Source organism: Kribbella sp. NPDC104740 (genome assembly GCF_055583505.1).
The window spans coordinates 294,525-309,917 of sequence record NZ_JBVJNV010000005.1; the positions used below are offsets into that span (position 1 = coordinate 294,525).

Annotated in this window: 17 protein-coding genes; 6 read left to right on the forward strand and 11 right to left on the reverse strand. The window is 70.0% G+C overall.

The features are described from left to right. The first annotated feature begins 47 nt into the window (after positions 1 to 47). Positions 48 to 782, forward strand: a complete 735-nt coding sequence (locus ACZ6Z4_RS26990; protein WP_465569787.1) for a hypothetical protein — start codon at positions 48 to 50, stop codon at positions 780 to 782. A gap of 3 nt (positions 783 to 785) precedes the next feature. On the opposite strand, the gene ACZ6Z4_RS26995 is transcribed toward ACZ6Z4_RS26990, so the two are convergent. The 3 genes from ACZ6Z4_RS26995 to ACZ6Z4_RS27005 all read right to left on the reverse strand — a co-directional run bounded on the left by ACZ6Z4_RS26995 (position 786) and on the right by ACZ6Z4_RS27005 (position 2,902). Beyond that, positions 786 to 1,448 (reverse strand): NADPH-dependent F420 reductase, encoded by a 663-nt coding sequence (locus tag ACZ6Z4_RS26995; protein ID WP_465569792.1) that lies wholly within the window; start codon positions 1,446 to 1,448, stop codon positions 786 to 788. Between the two features lie 64 nt (positions 1,449 to 1,512). After that, complete coding sequence (locus ACZ6Z4_RS27000) at positions 1,513 to 1,983, reverse strand: TIGR04222 domain-containing membrane protein (protein WP_465569794.1); 471 nt, start codon at positions 1,981 to 1,983, stop codon at positions 1,513 to 1,515. A gap of 88 nt (positions 1,984 to 2,071) precedes the next feature. Further along, positions 2,072 to 2,902, reverse strand: coding sequence for a siderophore-interacting protein (locus ACZ6Z4_RS27005; protein ID WP_465569796.1), 831 nt, complete (start codon positions 2,900 to 2,902; stop codon positions 2,072 to 2,074). 132 nt (positions 2,903 to 3,034) lie between these two features. On the opposite strand from ACZ6Z4_RS27005, the gene ACZ6Z4_RS27010 reads away from it, so the two are divergent. Continuing rightward, positions 3,035 to 4,372 (forward strand): ATP-binding protein, encoded by a 1,338-nt coding sequence (locus ACZ6Z4_RS27010; RefSeq protein WP_465569798.1) that lies wholly within the window; start codon positions 3,035 to 3,037, stop codon positions 4,370 to 4,372. Here the strand turns inward: ACZ6Z4_RS27010 and ACZ6Z4_RS27015 are convergent. Continuing rightward, complete coding sequence (locus ACZ6Z4_RS27015; protein ID WP_465569801.1) at positions 4,369 to 4,788, reverse strand: VOC family protein; 420 nt, start codon at positions 4,786 to 4,788, stop codon at positions 4,369 to 4,371. The two genes, ACZ6Z4_RS27010 and ACZ6Z4_RS27015, sit on opposite strands and share 4 nt — an antisense overlap. 9 nt (positions 4,789 to 4,797) lie before the next feature. Next, positions 4,798 to 5,943: an endonuclease gene (locus ACZ6Z4_RS27020; RefSeq protein WP_465569803.1), complete on the reverse strand. Its 1,146-nt coding sequence runs from the start codon at positions 5,941 to 5,943 to the stop codon at positions 4,798 to 4,800. Between the two features lie 199 nt (positions 5,944 to 6,142). On the opposite strand from ACZ6Z4_RS27020, the gene ACZ6Z4_RS27025 reads away from it, so the two are divergent. Next, complete coding sequence (locus tag ACZ6Z4_RS27025; RefSeq protein WP_363676779.1) at positions 6,143 to 7,330, forward strand: chymotrypsin family serine protease; 1,188 nt, start codon at positions 6,143 to 6,145, stop codon at positions 7,328 to 7,330. Here the strand turns inward: ACZ6Z4_RS27025 and ACZ6Z4_RS27030 are convergent, their stop codons facing one another. From ACZ6Z4_RS27030 to ACZ6Z4_RS27040, 3 genes are all read right to left on the reverse strand, one after another. Further along, positions 7,331 to 8,020 (reverse strand): hypothetical protein, encoded by a 690-nt coding sequence (locus ACZ6Z4_RS27030; protein ID WP_465569805.1) that lies wholly within the window; start codon positions 8,018 to 8,020, stop codon positions 7,331 to 7,333. After that, positions 8,017 to 8,511: an RNA polymerase sigma factor gene (locus tag ACZ6Z4_RS27035; RefSeq protein WP_465569807.1), complete on the reverse strand. Its 495-nt coding sequence runs from the start codon at positions 8,509 to 8,511 to the stop codon at positions 8,017 to 8,019. Before ACZ6Z4_RS27035 ends, ACZ6Z4_RS27030 begins: the two co-directional genes overlap by 4 nt. 460 nt (positions 8,512 to 8,971) lie before the next feature. Further along, entirely contained in the window at positions 8,972 to 9,898 is a 927-nt protein-coding gene (locus tag ACZ6Z4_RS27040; protein ID WP_465569809.1) for a glycoside hydrolase family 16 protein, read from the reverse strand. A gap of 140 nt (positions 9,899 to 10,038) precedes the next feature. Between ACZ6Z4_RS27040 and ACZ6Z4_RS27045 the strand changes: the two genes are divergently transcribed. The 3 genes from ACZ6Z4_RS27045 to ACZ6Z4_RS27055 are packed head-to-tail and all read left to right on the forward strand — an operon-like array spanning position 10,039 to position 12,181. Further along, on the forward strand, positions 10,039 to 10,743 hold the full coding sequence (locus tag ACZ6Z4_RS27045; RefSeq protein WP_465569811.1) for a GntR family transcriptional regulator: 705 nt from the start codon (positions 10,039 to 10,041) through the stop codon (positions 10,741 to 10,743). Between the two features lie 32 nt (positions 10,744 to 10,775). Further along, positions 10,776 to 11,333 carry an RNA polymerase sigma factor gene (locus ACZ6Z4_RS27050; RefSeq protein ID WP_465569813.1) on the forward strand — a complete coding sequence of 186 codons (558 nt, stop codon included), beginning with the start codon at positions 10,776 to 10,778 and terminating at the stop codon, positions 11,331 to 11,333. Further along, entirely contained in the window at positions 11,330 to 12,181 is an 852-nt protein-coding gene (locus ACZ6Z4_RS27055) for a hypothetical protein (RefSeq protein WP_465569815.1), read from the forward strand. The genes ACZ6Z4_RS27050 and ACZ6Z4_RS27055 overlap by 4 nt, the downstream gene beginning before the upstream one ends. Before the next feature lie 44 nt (positions 12,182 to 12,225). Here ACZ6Z4_RS27055 and ACZ6Z4_RS27060 read toward each other — a convergent pair whose 3' ends face one another. The 3 genes from ACZ6Z4_RS27060 to ACZ6Z4_RS27070 are packed head-to-tail and all read right to left on the reverse strand — an operon-like array spanning position 12,226 to position 15,295. After that, positions 12,226 to 13,059, reverse strand: a complete 834-nt coding sequence (locus ACZ6Z4_RS27060) for a carbohydrate ABC transporter permease (RefSeq protein ID WP_363676786.1) — start codon at positions 13,057 to 13,059, stop codon at positions 12,226 to 12,228. Continuing rightward, positions 13,056 to 14,030, reverse strand: a complete 975-nt coding sequence (locus tag ACZ6Z4_RS27065) for a carbohydrate ABC transporter permease (protein WP_465569819.1) — start codon at positions 14,028 to 14,030, stop codon at positions 13,056 to 13,058. Before ACZ6Z4_RS27065 ends, ACZ6Z4_RS27060 begins: the two co-directional genes overlap by 4 nt. A 2-nt stretch (positions 14,031 to 14,032) precedes the next feature. After that, positions 14,033 to 15,295 (reverse strand): extracellular solute-binding protein, encoded by a 1,263-nt coding sequence (locus ACZ6Z4_RS27070; RefSeq protein ID WP_465569823.1) that lies wholly within the window; start codon positions 15,293 to 15,295, stop codon positions 14,033 to 14,035. Positions 15,296 to 15,393: the final 98 nt, after the last annotated feature.

A 15,393-nucleotide genomic window follows, 5' to 3' on the forward strand; every position in this document is an offset into this window, starting at 1 on the left:
GGTCAGCACAGTAGGTCGCCCGGGGGTTTGTGTGCTTGGGTTTTCCCGTGAACGGCGAACTGGCGCGACGGCATCGCAAGGTCCAACTGGTCGTGGGCGTGATCTACCTCGGCCTCCCGGTGCTCACACTCGGCGTCAGCCTGGCGACAGCGGGCCTGGCCGGCGCGGTGGTGCCGGCCGTGCTGCTGGTGCTCGGCGGGCTGCTCTTCCCCCGGCAGCGCTTCCGCCCGCAGCGCTGGCGGATGACCGGCGCGTTCTTCGGGGCGATCTCGGCGGTCTACCTGACGCTCGTCCCGGACAACTTCGGGCTGGTGTTCATCCTGCTCGCGGTACTGGTGATCTGGTGGCTGGGCGCGGGTGTCGGCGTCGCGCTCGCGGCGTACGCCGAACGCACGCTGCTCGTCCCGGTCGATCCGGAGCTCGCCGGTACGCCGTACGAGCTGGCCTTCCGGCTGCGCGGCCTGTGGGGCACGACGCTGGTGCTCGGCACCGACACGGTGTCGATCCACACTGTTCCGCGCAAGCTGCGCGGCGCGAACCCGGAGGACCTGCGCCGCACGTACCCATTCACCAAGGTGACAGGCGTGCACGAGGTCGACCTCACCGGCTCCGAGCGCCTGCGCTTCCCGATCCCCGTCGCGGTCGTCCGTACGCCGGGCCCGGCCGTCATCCTCCAGGCCGCCGGCGACGACTGGGTGCTCCCGACCAACCTCGCCCCGACCCTCACCCAGCTCCTGAACCACCGCGTCGAGGACGCGAAGCCGGGTGAGAGTCGCGGCTGAGTTTCAGCCCTTGAACTGAGCGGGTCGCTCCGGGGACGCCTCCGCGAGCGCGGCCCGTACGCCGTCGCTGTCGAAGTCGGTCGTGTAGACCGGCGTCGCCGGCTGCTGCCGCCAGCTCTCCGCGATCGACCCGGCGTCGACCGGGTCGAACCCGAGCTCGTCCACCAGCGCCAGGACCTTCGCCTTGGCGTCGGCGTCGTCCCCCGCGACCGGCAGCGCGATCCGGCCCGCCGTACCGGCCGGAAGTCCGTTGTTCAGCAGGTGATCGGCGTAGATGTTGTTGAACGCCTTCACGACCGGCTGCCCGAGCTGCGCGGACACCCACGCACTCTCCGTCTTGCCCTCGTCCTCGATCCCGGCGATCCGCCCGTCGCGCTGCTGCGGGTAGTAGTTGCCGGTGTCCACGATCACGAACCCCGGCGCCGCTTCGTCGAACACTCCGGCCGGCAGGTCCGGGACCTTGCCCTGCGGGATGGTGACCACCACGATCTCCGCGTCCTGAGCCGCCTGCGTCGCCTCGACCGCGGTCGCGCCGGTCTCCTTCTCCAGGTCACGCAGGGACTCGGGGCCGCGGGAGTTGGCGACGCGCACGTCATGGCCGAGCGCGGTCAGCCGCCGGGTCAGGGTGCCGCCGATGTTGCCGCTTCCGATGATGCCGATCTTCATGGGTAGTTGCTCCTCTCCTTCGCCACAACGCGGGAGAGGCCGCGGATCATCCGGCGCGTTCGGATCAGACCGGAGCCTCGCGGCGTACGGCGTCCTGGCGGTCGCGGCCTTCGAACAGCTGCCGCAGTTCCGGTACGACGATCGCGCGCGGCCCGGCGACCGCGACCCGGTAGGTGCCGATCGCGTGCTCCCGCAGCGACCGCCGGACCTGCCGTCCGTACGCCGTGAGCCGGCCCGGGAGCCATCGGCTGAGCAGGCCGCGCTCGACCAGCGACGCCTTCAGCTCGGCCATCGCGGGCAGGCCGGCGACCGTGGTCAGCAGCGTCGAGAGCGGCAGCCCGGCGGCGGGCAGCGCGGCAACGACCGCGCGCTCCAGCTGGTTGCTGCCGTCGGGGCCGAGGGCCTGGACCTGGCGGCCGGTGAAGCCGATCACGCGGTCGTCGCGCAGCGCGAGGACCGCGACCAGCGCCGCCCGGCGACGGCCGCCGCACAGGTAGGCGGCCTGGGTGAGGTCGAGCGGGTTCTCGGTACGCATCGGGCCCTCCCTGATCGTCGTTCTCACCGGCTCAGACGGGGCGCACGCCGTACTGGTTGCATCGCGTAGCAACCGGTACGGACAGTGATCAGTTGCCTGCGGCTGCGCGCTCCTTGCGCGCGGTCTCCGCCTTCTCCGCCTGCCAGCCGTCCTCGTTCTTGCCGAGCCGCCAGTACCCCGACAGCGACACCCGGTCCCGCGGCAGCCCGCGCTCGGCGAACAGGTTGCGCCGGATCTGGAAGACGAACCCGGCCTCGCCGTGCACGAACGCGTGCACGTCGTCGGACGGGAACTCCAGCCCGGCGACCGCCGCGACCAGCCGCTCGCCACGGCCCTCCGCAGCGCCGGCCCGGTGGAACCAGACCACCTCGACGTCACCCGAGCCGCCGAACTTCTGCTCCTCGGTCGCGTCCTCGACCTCGAGGAACACCTTCGCCGTCGCACCGGCCGGCAGCGCCTCGACCGCCGCACCGATCGCCGGCAGCGCGCTCTCGTCGCCCACCAGCAGATGCCAGCCGGCCGCCTCGTCCGGCGTGTACGCACCGCCCGGCCCGTTGAACCAGAGCTTGTCGCCCGGCTTGGCGTTCGCCGCCCACGGCCCGGCGATCCCCTCGTCACCGTGGTGCACGAAGTCGATCGTCAGCTCCTGCGCGGCCTCGTCCCAGCCGCGGACCGTGTACGTCCGCATCGTCGGCCACTGCTCCGACGGCAGCTGCTCGCGGACCACGCCCATGTCGAGCGGCTCCGGGTACTGCACGCCGTCCTGCAGGAAGAGTAGCTTCACGTACATGTCGGTCATGTCGTTGCCGGTGAACTCGTCACAGCTCAGCACGACCCGGACCATGTGCGGCGTGACCCGCTCGGTCCGGCGGACGACACCGAGCTTGGCACGGCGACTACGGGGTGCGGGGGTGCTCACCAGGGTTCCTCTCGGGCGGACTTAGGTATACCTAACTGACCATAGCGGACCGGTGCAACCCGCCACCGGGACGCGGCCCGCCGTTCACCTGGTGGTTGCCCAGGGCACGCTTGTGGGGACGAGCCTGCGGGGATGGATCCGATCTTCGGTACGCCGCAGCGCCCGGCCGCGCCGGTCACCCGGATCGACGCGAGCGGGCGGCCGCTGTCGCTGGAGCTGCGGGCGCCGGAGCGGAACACGGTGCTGTTCACCGGCGGGCCCGGGATGGGCAAGAGTTTCGAGCTGGACAAGGTGCAGGACTTCGCGCGGGCGAACGGCTGGCCGTGCCTGAAGGTGGAGGCCTCGCCGCGGGAGCCGCTGGAGAGCCGGTTCGTGCGGGCGGCGAACCGGTCGCTCGGCGGGTTGCGCAAGCAGTACGGGTTCCTGGCGCTGCGGAAGCTGAAGAAGACGATCAAGAACCTGACCCAGCGCTCCCGCAACCAGCAGAACGGCGCCGAGGTCCGCGTCGGCGTCGCGCCGGTGCAGCTGGTCGCGAAGCGGCAGTGGGACGCACCGGGCGGGACCGGGCTGGGCTCGACACTCAACGAGCTCGCGACCGAGCTCGGTGACCTGGCCGCGAAGAAGCGCCGGCCAGTGGTGCTGCTGGTCGACAACCTCGACGTCGCCTCCGACCGCGACCTGGCCGCGCTGACCGAGCTGTCGACGCACCTCGAGCGCGCCGGGCGGCCGGTCTACCTGGTCGGGGCAGGCAGCGAGATGGCGATGACTCGGCTGATGGCGGCGTCCGGTGGGCACTCCGGTATCGCGACCGCGGCCGCCAGCCGGTACGACGTACGGGTGTGTGGTCCGCTGTCCGGCGACGAGCTGCGGCCGACGCTGACCGAGCCGCTGCGTCAGGCCGGCATCGCGTACGGCGGGGACGCGATCGACCAGCTGCTGCACGCCTCTGGCGGACACCCCGGCCGGCTGCGCGATTTGTCGGAGAAGGCGGTCGGCCTGATCCGGGACCCGCAGACCGGGCTGACCGCAGACGTCGCGAAGGCGGCGGTCACGCAGGTCAACGCGGACTCCCGCGTCGTCTACCAGGCCGAGTGGAACTCGTGCTCGGACGCCGAGAAGGAACTGCTCGCGAAGACGGCCGCCCGCGGCGCGCGCGGCCTGTCGATGCCGGCCGAGACCCAGGCCGCGGGTCCGGGCAACTGGCCGGCCGTCGACACCGCCCGGCAGATGCTGGTCGCCCGCGGCCTGGTCCGCGAGAACTCCACCGGCGACCGGATCACCGTCGCCGACCCCGGGATGCGCGACTGGGTCGAGATGCGCCTCGGCAAGACGGCGGCCACCGCGGGCGTCGCCCTGCCCGGCTCGGCCACGCCGTCGATCGCTCCCGAACAACGCGTCGGCCGGCACGCGGAAGGCCCGAACACCCGCAGCCGTCAGGTCGGCGGCACGACCTTCACCGTCAACCGTTAGGTCGCGAAGATCTGCGCCTCGTCCGCGAACGCCTTGAACTCCAGGGCGTTGCCGGCCGGGTCGAGCAGGAACATCGTCCACTGCTCGCCGGGCAGCCCCTCGAAGCGCAGGTAGGGGTCGATCACGAACGTCTTGCCGGCCGCCTTGAACCGGTCGGCCAGCGCGTGGAACTCCGGGATCGGCAGGATCAGCCCGAAGTGCGGAACCGGCACGTCGTGACCGTCGACCGGGTTGTGGATGCCCTGCGAACGGCCCGGTGCCAGGTGCGTGACGAACTGGTGGCCGTGCAGGTTCCAGTCGATCCAGGTGTCGGACGACCGGCCGCGGTCGCAGCCGATCACCGCTCCGTAGAACTCGGCGGCCGCGGCCAGGTCGTCGACCGGCATGGCCAGGTGGAAGCGCGGAACAGAAGTCATACCGCCAACCTACGGCCAGATCGACGCGACCCACTCCGGGTGGTCGACGAACGGGTTCCGGTTGTGCTGCCAGTTGTCGTAGATGACCTGGTTGCGGCGCTTCTCGAACGCGTCCGGCGGGTCGGCCTGGCTCCAGGCCTTCAGCACCGACAGCTTCCCGATGTACGGCGCGGAGCCGTTGTTCACCGAGTTGTTCGGCTCCAGGTTCGGGAAGCCGTCGCCGCCCTCGTAGCGGACCGCCATGTAGAAGATCATCCGGGCGACGTCACCGCGGACCGCCGCCCGCGGGGAGAACGAGTCGCCGTCGACCGCGCAGCCCGAGCACTCCGCGACCGTGCCGCCGCCGTTGTCGAAGTCCAGGTTGCCGCGGACGCCGTTCACCGAGACGTCCTCGGGCCGCAGGTGGTGCACGTCGGTCCCCGGTCCGGTCGCGGTGCCGAAGTCGCCGTGCGACTTGGCCCAGACGTGCTCGCGGTTCCAGTCGTTCGGGTTGCCGCCGTTGGTGCTCTTGGCCTGCGAGCGCCCGGAGTACAGCAGGATCACGTTGTTGGCGTTGTTCGGGTCCTGGTCGGTGTCCTTGAGCGCATTCCAGACCTGGTCGTAGCTGAGCTTGGTCTGGTTGCTGATGATCGTGTGCAACGCCGCCTTCAGCGCCGGCCCGGTCTTGCCCGCGGCCCCGGCGTAGTAGTCACCCGGGTCCGGCGGGTCACCCGGGTCGCCCGGGTCCGAGCCGCCGCCACCGCTGAACGCGGTCGCCCCGGTCAGGCCGGCGTGCGAGAAGTACGCCGCCAGCTTGCCGGTCACGGTGATCTTCTGCCCGACCAGCCCCGGGTTCGACTGCAGCCCGTACGCCGAACGGAAGCCGCTCGGGATCTGCACGTACAACATCGAGGAGGTCGCGGTCTGCCCGGCCGAGTCGGCCAGGGCCAGCGCGTAGTCGTTCGGGAAGTTGCTGCGGACCACCGTGTTGGTGGCGGTCGGCTGACCGACGACGTACCCGGAGACGGTGCCGGTGGCGCCGTTCTGCTGCTGGATGGCGGCGGCGACGGTCAGCGTGGCACTGGTCGCGGCCGGCGCCGGGGTGATCCCGAAGCCGATCAGGGCGAGCAGTACGCCGATCAGCACGACCGGACGGGCTTTGCGGATCACTGTCACGGCGGGTCTCCCACGGGGCGGTGTGGAACGGCGTCGCAGGTCAGTCTGCCCCGTCACAGCCGCCGCCGAACGTCGCGCCGCGGAAACCTGTGAGGCCGTAGGGTGACCGCGACATTGCAGGATGTTGCCTTCGAGCGGCGAGCGGCCCCGGAGTTCGGCAGACTGCAGGGGTTCAGCACCCGAGTCTGGGGAGTAACGCATGCGCTTGAAGAGGAGATCGCTGTCGATGGCGATCGCCGCGGTGTCGGTCGGTGCCGGTGGGCTCGCGCTCACCGTCCAGCCGTCGGTGGCCCAGCCACTCGACGTCACCGGTGTCGCGGCACCTTCGGCAGAGGGGGCCGCGCTGGCGGCCGCCCGGGCACAGAAGGAGGCAGCCGCCGCCGAGGCACCCGAGGGGCCGCAGACGGCCCAGGAGAAGAAGTTCAGCCAGGTCGACGACTACGCGACCAGGACCGGCGGCCTGGGCGTGTACTACGACCAGGCGACGGGCAAGTACGTCGTCCGGACGCCGCGTACGGCCAAGGCCCAGGCGGCCCGGTCGGTGCGGGTCGCCGGCGCCGACACCACGGTCCAGCCGAGCCGCACCACGAAGGCGGAGCTGACCTCGATCCGGACCGTGCTGGAGAGCCGGCAGTGGAAGGCCGACGCGAAGAAGTACAGCTACGCCTTCCACTACGACGCACAGCGCGACGCCATGTCGGTGACGACGGACGCGCCGGCCGCGACGATGCAGCCGCTGCTGGCCAAGTACGGGTCGGTGCTGCAGACCAAGCAGGGCGACGTCAGCCGGGACTCCCGGCAGAGCGACCCGGCACCGCACCGCGGTGGCGCGTCGATCACCAACGGCTCGTCGGTCTGCACCAGCGGGTTCACGATCACCTCGACGGCCCGCTACATGGTCACCGCCGGGCACTGCTTCGCACTCGGCCAGCGGGTCTTCTCGACCGGTGGCGAGCAGCTGTGGGGCACCGTCCGGAGCCGGCCGAGCTTCCCGTACTACGACTTCGAAGCGGTCGGCGGCGGGACGTACGGCTCGGTGATCTACCGCGGCGGCGCGGCCGGGACCACCATCCTGGTCAGCGGCGCCTCCGACCCCGCGGTCGGAGCCGCCTACTGCCGCAGCGGGCAGACGACCTACGAGCAGTGCTCGCAGGTCGTCACCAGCCTGCACGGGCAGTTCTGCGACGAGGCCGGCTGCACGGTCGAACTGATCGTCTACCGCGGTCCGGACGGCCAGGGCGGTGACTCCGGCGCACCGCTGTTCCAGTACGTGAACGGCACCGTGCAGATCCGGGGCATGCACATCGCCCACGCCGGCGACGACCAGTACGCCGAGCGGTGGACCACGATCCGGTCCGTCTTCAAGGCGAACATCGCGATCAAGTGATCACTTCAGCTCGACCGTCCAGGGTCCGCCCTGGGCCTCGATCGGCTGGCCGCCGTCGGTCGGGCTGAACAGCTGGGTCGCGTAGAACTGGTAGCTGCCCGGCGCGAGTTTCTCCCCGGCCTGCGTCGTTGCCTCACCGCAACGGCGCAGGCTGACGGTCGAGGTGATGATCTCCCGGCCGCCCGGTACCAGTGTCAGGTTGACCCCTTGGTCCCGGACCGGCGCCGGCGTCGCCACCACCTTGCCCTGCTGGGCCACCGTCAGCGCGGCGCTCTTGCCGATGGTCACCTCCAGCACCTTGTCGGTCGTGTTGGTCACCACGACATCGACCGTGCCGAAGTCGGTCGTCCCGTTGATCGGCTTCACCACCGTCGCGGCGCTCAGCTCCAGCGGCTGCCCGGCCCGCGGCTGCCCACCCGCCGTCCCTCCGCAGTCGCCGATCGCCAGCCCGCTCGCCGCGGCCGGCCCGGCCACCGGGGCGTCCTGCTCGCCGACCAGGTTCGGTACGACGGCGACCGCCGCGACCGCGATCACCGCGGCCGTGCCGAGGCTCGCCGCGCCCGCGACCAGCGCGTTGCGCCGGCGACGGCCCTTGATCCGGCCGGCCACCGCCTGCTCGTCCAGCGTGACGGTCTCCCGGCTCTCGTCCGCCACCGCGCCGAGAAGGTCCTTCAGGTCCTTCGACGTCATTGCACACTCTCCTCTGTCACGCCGAGCTGCGCGGCCAACCTCGATCTCGCATCGGCTAGATGGCGTTTCACCGTGCCCTCGGCGCATCCGAGCTGGTCCGCGATCTCCGGGACCGTGAGGTCCTCGTAGTACCGCAGCACCACACAGGCGCGCTGCTTGGGTGACAGGTCGGACAGTGCGTGGCGGACCGTGTGCGTGGTCGCGTGGTCCTCGGTGCTGGAGTCGGGCTCGACCAGCAGGTGCCTGGTCTCGCGCCACTTCTTCGCCCGCCGCCGGTCGTCGACGTACAGGTTCAGGATCGTGCGGCGCACGTAGGCCTCGAGCTGCTCGATGTCGCTGCCGACGCGGAGCCGGCCGAACACCCGCAGCAGCGCCTCCTGGACCAGGTCGGCGGCGGTCGCCGCGTCCCCGGTCAGCAGGTAGGCGTGACCGCGCAGCGCCGGGCCGCGCACCGCGACCAGCTCGTCGAACGTGCTCTTCCAGTCAGCCACCGGCACCGTCCTTCGGTTTCCCTGTCGCCAAGCTAGACGACGGACAAGTGCGGAGCGTTGGGGGTCGGACCAGGAGTTTCTCCGGTGCCCTCGACGGTGGTGCCGACTTGTAGTTCTTTCAAGTCGGCACCACACCAGACAGTCGGTCGACGCGAGAGTCGAGCGACTGATGCTTGAGTCGGTGGGGCGGGGAAGCGCGATGGTCGGACGACCGCGCTGCACCCGCCCCACCTAGGTGTCCGGGCCCCCATCAGACCCCGGCTGCTACCGGGGTCTGCTCGCCCAGCCACCAGTGAGGCGCTACTGGCGGGCAGCACCTCACCGACCGGTGGGAGGTCGGGCTCAGAGCCCTCCCTCAGGTGGTGGCGTGGTGCGGACGCCGTAACGGACCGTACTCAGTCGGGGACGGAAAGTCCATGGGTCACCGGGGGCCGTCTCACCGTACTGACCATTAACTGTTTCAGCAGCTGATCGTGTCCGCGTGCGCCGTCCCGGCCGACCGGTACGACGCCACCCGCGCGGCCGCCGCCGAGGGGCTCAGGACCTCGTTCTTCGCGTAGTACACCCAATCCGCCGACTGCGCCCAGACGCTGGTGCCGCCGGAGTGGCCGTTCAGGTCGATGAACCACTGGTTGTAGTTCAGCGTCATCGCCTGCCGTGGGTAGACCGTCCGGCCCGCGTCGTCGGTCGTGTGGTCGGCGACCAGCGCGCCGTCGACGTAGTACTTCACGTGCCCGCCGGAGACCGTCGCGACCAGCGTGTGCCAGCCGGCGTGGCTCTGCCGCCGCGCGGTGGTCGCGCGCCAGCCGTCGAAGGGGTCGGCCTGGTAGGTGTTCCAGCTGGTGAAGAAGTTCGTCGCGCTCGTCTCACCCCAGCCGCCGTTCGGCAGGTACTCCGAGATGTCGAGCTCGGAGTAGATCGGGTCCCAGTCGTAGCGCAGCGGCGAGATCGTGTAGAAGGTCTGGTTGACCGTGTCGCCGTCGTTGCCGCTGACCGGGGTGTCGCTGAACTTGAAGCGGGTCGCGTAGGTGCCTTCGAAGAATCGCTGCCGGTTCTGCTGGACCTGGGCGTGCGTCGTACCGCCCGCGGTGCCGTTCGTGGTCGCGCGCAGCTGCAGCGACTTCTGGCCGTCGACGGTCGGGAAGCTGATGTTGCTCGCCGCCCAGGTCGCGCCGCCGACGCCGGGGCCGCCGGCCGACGTACGGATGCTCCAGTCGTGGGCGGTGAACGCGGGGTCGGTGCGGGAGCTGTAGCTGAAGTCGTCGAAGAAGGCTCCGCAGGCGGCGGCCTTCTCCGGGGCAGTCCGGGCTGACGCCGGTACGGCGGCGGTGCCGGCCGCGACGGTCGCCAGGACGGCGACGGCGGCAGCGAGGCGGGATCGAGCCATGGTGAACACCTTTCTCGGGGCGGAGAGGGTGTGACCACTGGGTCACTCCTGGCAATCTGACGCGTTCAACTGGTTAAGTCAAGAGCTTGGATAAACCGTGGTATCGCTCTCAATGGTCGGACCACTGGTAAGGTTTCGGGATGCGACGGACCGAGGCGCGCGACCAACTGCTGGCCCTGATCGACTCCAGCGGACCGGGCCAGGTGCTGCCGTCGGAGCGCAGCCTGAGCGAGTCGCTCGGCGTCTCCCGGCCGACCCTGCGCGCCGCCCTCGACGACCTGGCGCGCGAGGGCCTGGTCGTCCGCGAGCACGGCCGCGGCACGTTCGTCAGCGCCCACAAGATCCACCAGGAGCTCGAACCGACCGAGACCGGCGACTTCGCGCTCCCGCCCGCCGAGGGCAGCCCGTGGCAGAGCCGGCTGATCAGCTTCGCGGTCGAGCCCGCCGGCGCCCGGATGGGCCGCCGGCTGGAGGTCTCACCCGGTGCCGAGCTGCTGTCCGTGGTCCGGCTCCGCCTGGTCGACGCGATCCCGATGTGCGTCGAACGCATTCACCTCCCGGCCGCGCTCGTCCCCGGCATCACCGGCTGCGACTTCGAGACCGGTTCGTTCTACGCCCTGCTCCGCGACCGGTACGGCGTACCGCCGAAGGACGCGGTCCAGGTCACCGAGCCGACCGTCACCGACCACCGCGAGTCCGCCCAGCTCGACGTCCCGCTGCACTCGCCGGCGCTGCTGATCGAGCGCACCACCCGGTCCGCCGAGCGGACCGTCATCGAGTACACCCAGGCCGTCTACCGCGGCGACCGGTACCGGATCACCACCAGATTGACCTTCCCGGACTGAAATCCTGGGCCCTCGGCCGACATAAGAGGGTCATGACGCAGAACAGTCCACCGGACGACGACCGGTTGCAGCGGTTCGAGCGCATCTTCTCGGACTGCTACGACCCCCTGGTCGCCTACCACCTCAGAAGAGTCGCCAACCGCGGCGACGTCGACGACCTGGTCGCCGAGACCTTCCTGGTCGCCTGGCGCCGCCTCGACGACGTACCGGCCGGGCCGGAGGCGCTGCCGTGGTTGTACGCGGTGGCCCGCAACACCCTGGCCAACCACCGCCGCCGGGAGGACCGCCGTACGGCCCTCACCGCGCAACTCCGCGCCGCGCCCCGCTCCCAGCCCTCGTCCACCTCCCCGGAGGCGACGGCCCTCACCGCGGCAGCCTGGAACGAGCTCCCCGACCGGGACCGCGAAGTCCTCGCGCTGATCGCCTGGGAGGGCCTGGACGTCGACCAGGCCGCCGTGGCGCTCAACTGCTCCCGCAACGCCGTCCGCATCCGGCTCCACCGAGCGCGCCGGCGCTTCGAGCGCCTGCTCCGCTCGGAACCAGCCCTCGCCACCCCGCTGGGCGCCGCTCACGAAGGAGGATCGGCATGAACACGATGGACAAGATCCGGGCCCTCGACCCGGTCACCGCTGAAGACGTCCAGCAGGCCACCCGCAACCGCGAGGGCGCCTGGCAGGGTCTGCTCGCGCGCACGTCGCTCGAGGAGCCGAAGGGCGCGGCCGGGTCCGACGAGCTGTCGGCCAGGCGCCGACCGGTCGTCCGCCGCCTCGTTCCGGCGCTCGTCGCCGCGAGCCTGATCGGCGGGATCGCGTTCACGGCGTACGAGCGCTCGGACGACGCGCGCACAGAGGCTCTCAGCCCGGCGCTCTCCTTCGCCACCGAGAAGGACACTCTCAAGATCACCGTCATCGACCTGTACGCCGACACCAAGCGTTTCAACCGCGAGCTCAAGGACCACGGGATCAACTTCGAGCTGAAGCTCCAGCCCGCGACGCCGTCCGTGGTCGGCAAGGAGGCCGCGGCCGGGTTCAGCGACGGCTCGTACGCGCGCTTCGTGACGGTCGGCGAGACGCCGGCCGGTTGCACGATCGGTGGCCCGGCACCGTGCAACATCACGATCGCCGTGAACACTGCCTTCAAGGGAGAGGGAGTCCTCGAGATCGGTCGTCCGCTCCGGCAAGGCGAGGAGCCCCTCTATGCCGGAGACCTCACCGACCGCGGCGAACCGCTGGAGGGCGCCAAGTACAGCGTGCTCCGTGTCGGCGAGGCGAAGGAGATGCTGAAGCAGAAGGGCATGCACATCAGCGGGTACACCGCGGAGTACGACGACCGCAACTTCAGCGAGGAGCGGGACTCCGTCCCCGACACCTGGTACGTCCGTGACGGTTTCCAGCTCGGCGCCGACGACGTCCGGCTGCGGGTCTCCGAGAAGCCGTAGCTGAGGAGCCGGTACGCCGCTGGTTCGGCGTACCGGCTCTTTCGTCAGCCCTTGACCGCCCCCGCCGCAACCCCCGCGGTGACCCGCCCCTGCAGCACCAAGAAGATCAGCAGCACCGGCAGCATGAACAGCGTCGCCGCCGCCATCGTTGCGCCCCAGTCGGTGCCGAACGTGTTGCTGAACGACGAGAGCCACACCGGCAGCGTTCGCTGGTCCTGGTTCTTGATGATCAGCAGGTTCGCGAACGCGAACTCGTTCCACGCGGTGATGAATCCGAACAGCGACGTCGACAGCAATCCCGGCGCGAGCAGCGGGAAGACCACTCGCCGGAACGCCTGGAACTGGTTGCAGCCGTCGACCTGGGCGGCTTCCTCGAGCTCGACCGGGATCGCGTTCAGGAATCCGCGCAGCGTCACGATCGTGAACGGCAGTGTGACCATGAAGTAGATCAGGGTCAGCATGGTGAGCTTGTCGAGCATGTCGGTGTCGCGGGCGATCACGTACATCGGGATCAGCAGCGCCTCCCACGGCGTCATCTGCGCGATGAACACCATCAGGATGAACGCCTGCCGGCCGCGCCACTTCATCCGCGCGACGGCGTACGCCGCCAGGCACGCGACCACCAGCGCCATCAGCACCGCGGACACTGCGACCAGTGCGCTGTTGCGCCAGAACAGCCAGAAGCCGTCGGCGTTCACCGCCGTACTGAAGTGCGTGAAGGTGATGTTGGTCGGGAAGAACGACGGTGTCTCGGCCTGGATGTCCTTGGTCGGCTTGAACGCGGTCAGCACCATCCAGTAGACCGGGAACACCGAGAAGGCGAACACGATCAGCGCCAGCACGTTGAGCGAGATCTTGCGCCCGATCCGCGGCCTCACAGTTGCCCCTCCTCCTTGAACATCTGCCGGAAGTAGGCCAGCAGCGCGACCGCCAGGATCAGCACGGTCACCATCGAGATCGCGGCGCCGAGGTCGTACCGGTTCAGCGACTGCGCGACCTGGAACGCCCAGACCGGCAGCGTCAGTGTCGCGTTACCGGGGCCGCCCTGGCTGATCGCCCAGATCTGCACGAAGCACTTGAAGACCCAGATGATCTCCAGGCACAGGATCAGCCCGAACATCGGCCGCAGGATCGGGAAGGTGATCAGCGTGAACGTCTTCACCCCGCCGGCGCCGTCGATCTGGGCCGACTCCGACAGCTCCTTCGGCACCGTCGTCATCGCGGCGTACAGGGTGAGGGCGGCGAACGGCACCGACTGCCAGACGATCAGCACGACGATGATCGCGAACGTCGAGGTGCCGTTCGCGAACCAGGCGTAGCCGTCGAACTGCTCGAAGCCGAGCGCGACCAGGACCCAGTTCACGACGCCGAGCTGGGACTGGAACAGCCACTGGAACACGGTCGTCGCCGCGATCACCGGGATCGCCCAGGCGACCACGAGACCGCCCATCACGGCCAGCCGCATTCGCTTGCCCAAGGCACCGATCAGTAGGGCGATCAGGGTCGCCAGCACCATGATCAGCGAGACGTTGATCGCGGTGAAGACGAAGGTGCGCAGGACGACCGACCAGAACATCCCGTCGGACAGGATCTGCTGGTAGTTGTCGAACCCGACGAAGTCGGCACCGCCGCGGATCAGCTGGGCGATACCGAACTTCTGGAACGAGATGATCAGGTTGCGGATCAGCGGGTAGACCAGCAGGTACGCCGTACCGAGCACGGTCGGCGCGACCAGCAGGTACGGCAGCAGACGCCCCGGCAGGGAACGCCCCCGCCGCCCGGGGGCCGGCGTACCGGTCCGGGCGGCGGGGGCGTCTTCCGCCGTGCGATCGACGTGGGTGACAGCCACGGCTACTTGGTGTTCAGGGCCTGGGTGATGATCTCGTCGGCCGCCTTCGCGGCGGCCGCCGGGTCACCACCGGTCAGCACCTTGGTCTGGTACTCCTTGATCGGGTTCTTGGCCTCGACCGCGGCCCAGTTCGGCGAGTTCGGGGTCGCCTTGCCGTTGGCGGCCCCGGCGGCCATCGCCGCGACGCCCTCGTCGGCACCGACCGAGCCGGCCAGCCCGGTCCGGTTCGGCACGTACTTCATCGTCTTGGCCAGGTCGGTCTGCCACTGCTCACCGGCGAGTTCCTTGATGAACGTGTACGCCGCGTCCTGCCCGTCGGAGGCCTCCGGGATGATCAGGTCCGAGCCGCCGGTGAAGACCGCGCCCGGCTTGTCGGCGGTCTTGCCCGGGATCGGGAAGAAGCCCAGCTTGTCCTTCAGCGCCGGGTTGGCCTGGGCGATCAGCTCGGCCGCGCCCGGGACCGCGATCATCTGCGCGATCTTGCCCTGCGCGAAGACGTCGGTCTGGGTCGGCTTGGCCTCGTCGGAGTCCTTCGGGCCCTTGCCGAGCGCCTGGATCTGCTTGTAGAAGTCCATTCCCTTGAGCGCCTCGGGGGAGGACAGGCCGCCCTTCCACTGGTCGCCGTCCTTGACCGCCAGGTCGCCGCCCTCGTCCCAGATGAAGCCGGACAGCACGTAGAAGTTCTGGCCCGGCAGGTAGATGCCCTGGTTGCCGCCGGTGTTCAGCTTCGCCGTGGTGGTCAGCCATTCCTCGCGGGTCTTCGGCGGGGTGACGCCGGCCGCCTGGAACAGGTCCTTGCGGTAGACGACCACGCGGTTGGCGGCGTAGTACGGGATGCCGTACTGCTTGCCCTCGTAGTTGCCCGGCCCGGCCAGACCCTCGATCCAGTCGTCACCCTTGAGGTCGGACTTCTTGTCGGACAGGTCCTTGACGCCGCCCGAGGCCGAGTACTGCGCGACCTGGGTGTTGCCGACCTCGATCACGTCCGGCGCGTCCTTGCTGGCCAGCGCACCGATGATCTTCGGCCCGATCCCGTTCCACTCCTGGATCTGGACGTTCGCCTTGACGTCCGGGTGCTTCGCGGCGAAGTCGTCGGTGAAGCGCTTGAGGAAGTCGTCGGAGACGCTGCCCTTCATCAGCCAGACGTCGATCGTGGTCGGGCCGTCGGCGGCGGCGTTGTCGCTGTCGGAGCCGCCACCACAGGCGGCCAGCGTGGTCAGGGAGAGCGCCGCGACCGCGGCCACGGCTAGGGAACGGAACTTCATCGGATCACCTCTGGCGGAGTAGCCGGACCAGGCCCGGCTGACTGGTATGAACCTGTCGTTCAGTGGCAGTGAGAATTGCGGACTCCGCCAGGAGCGTC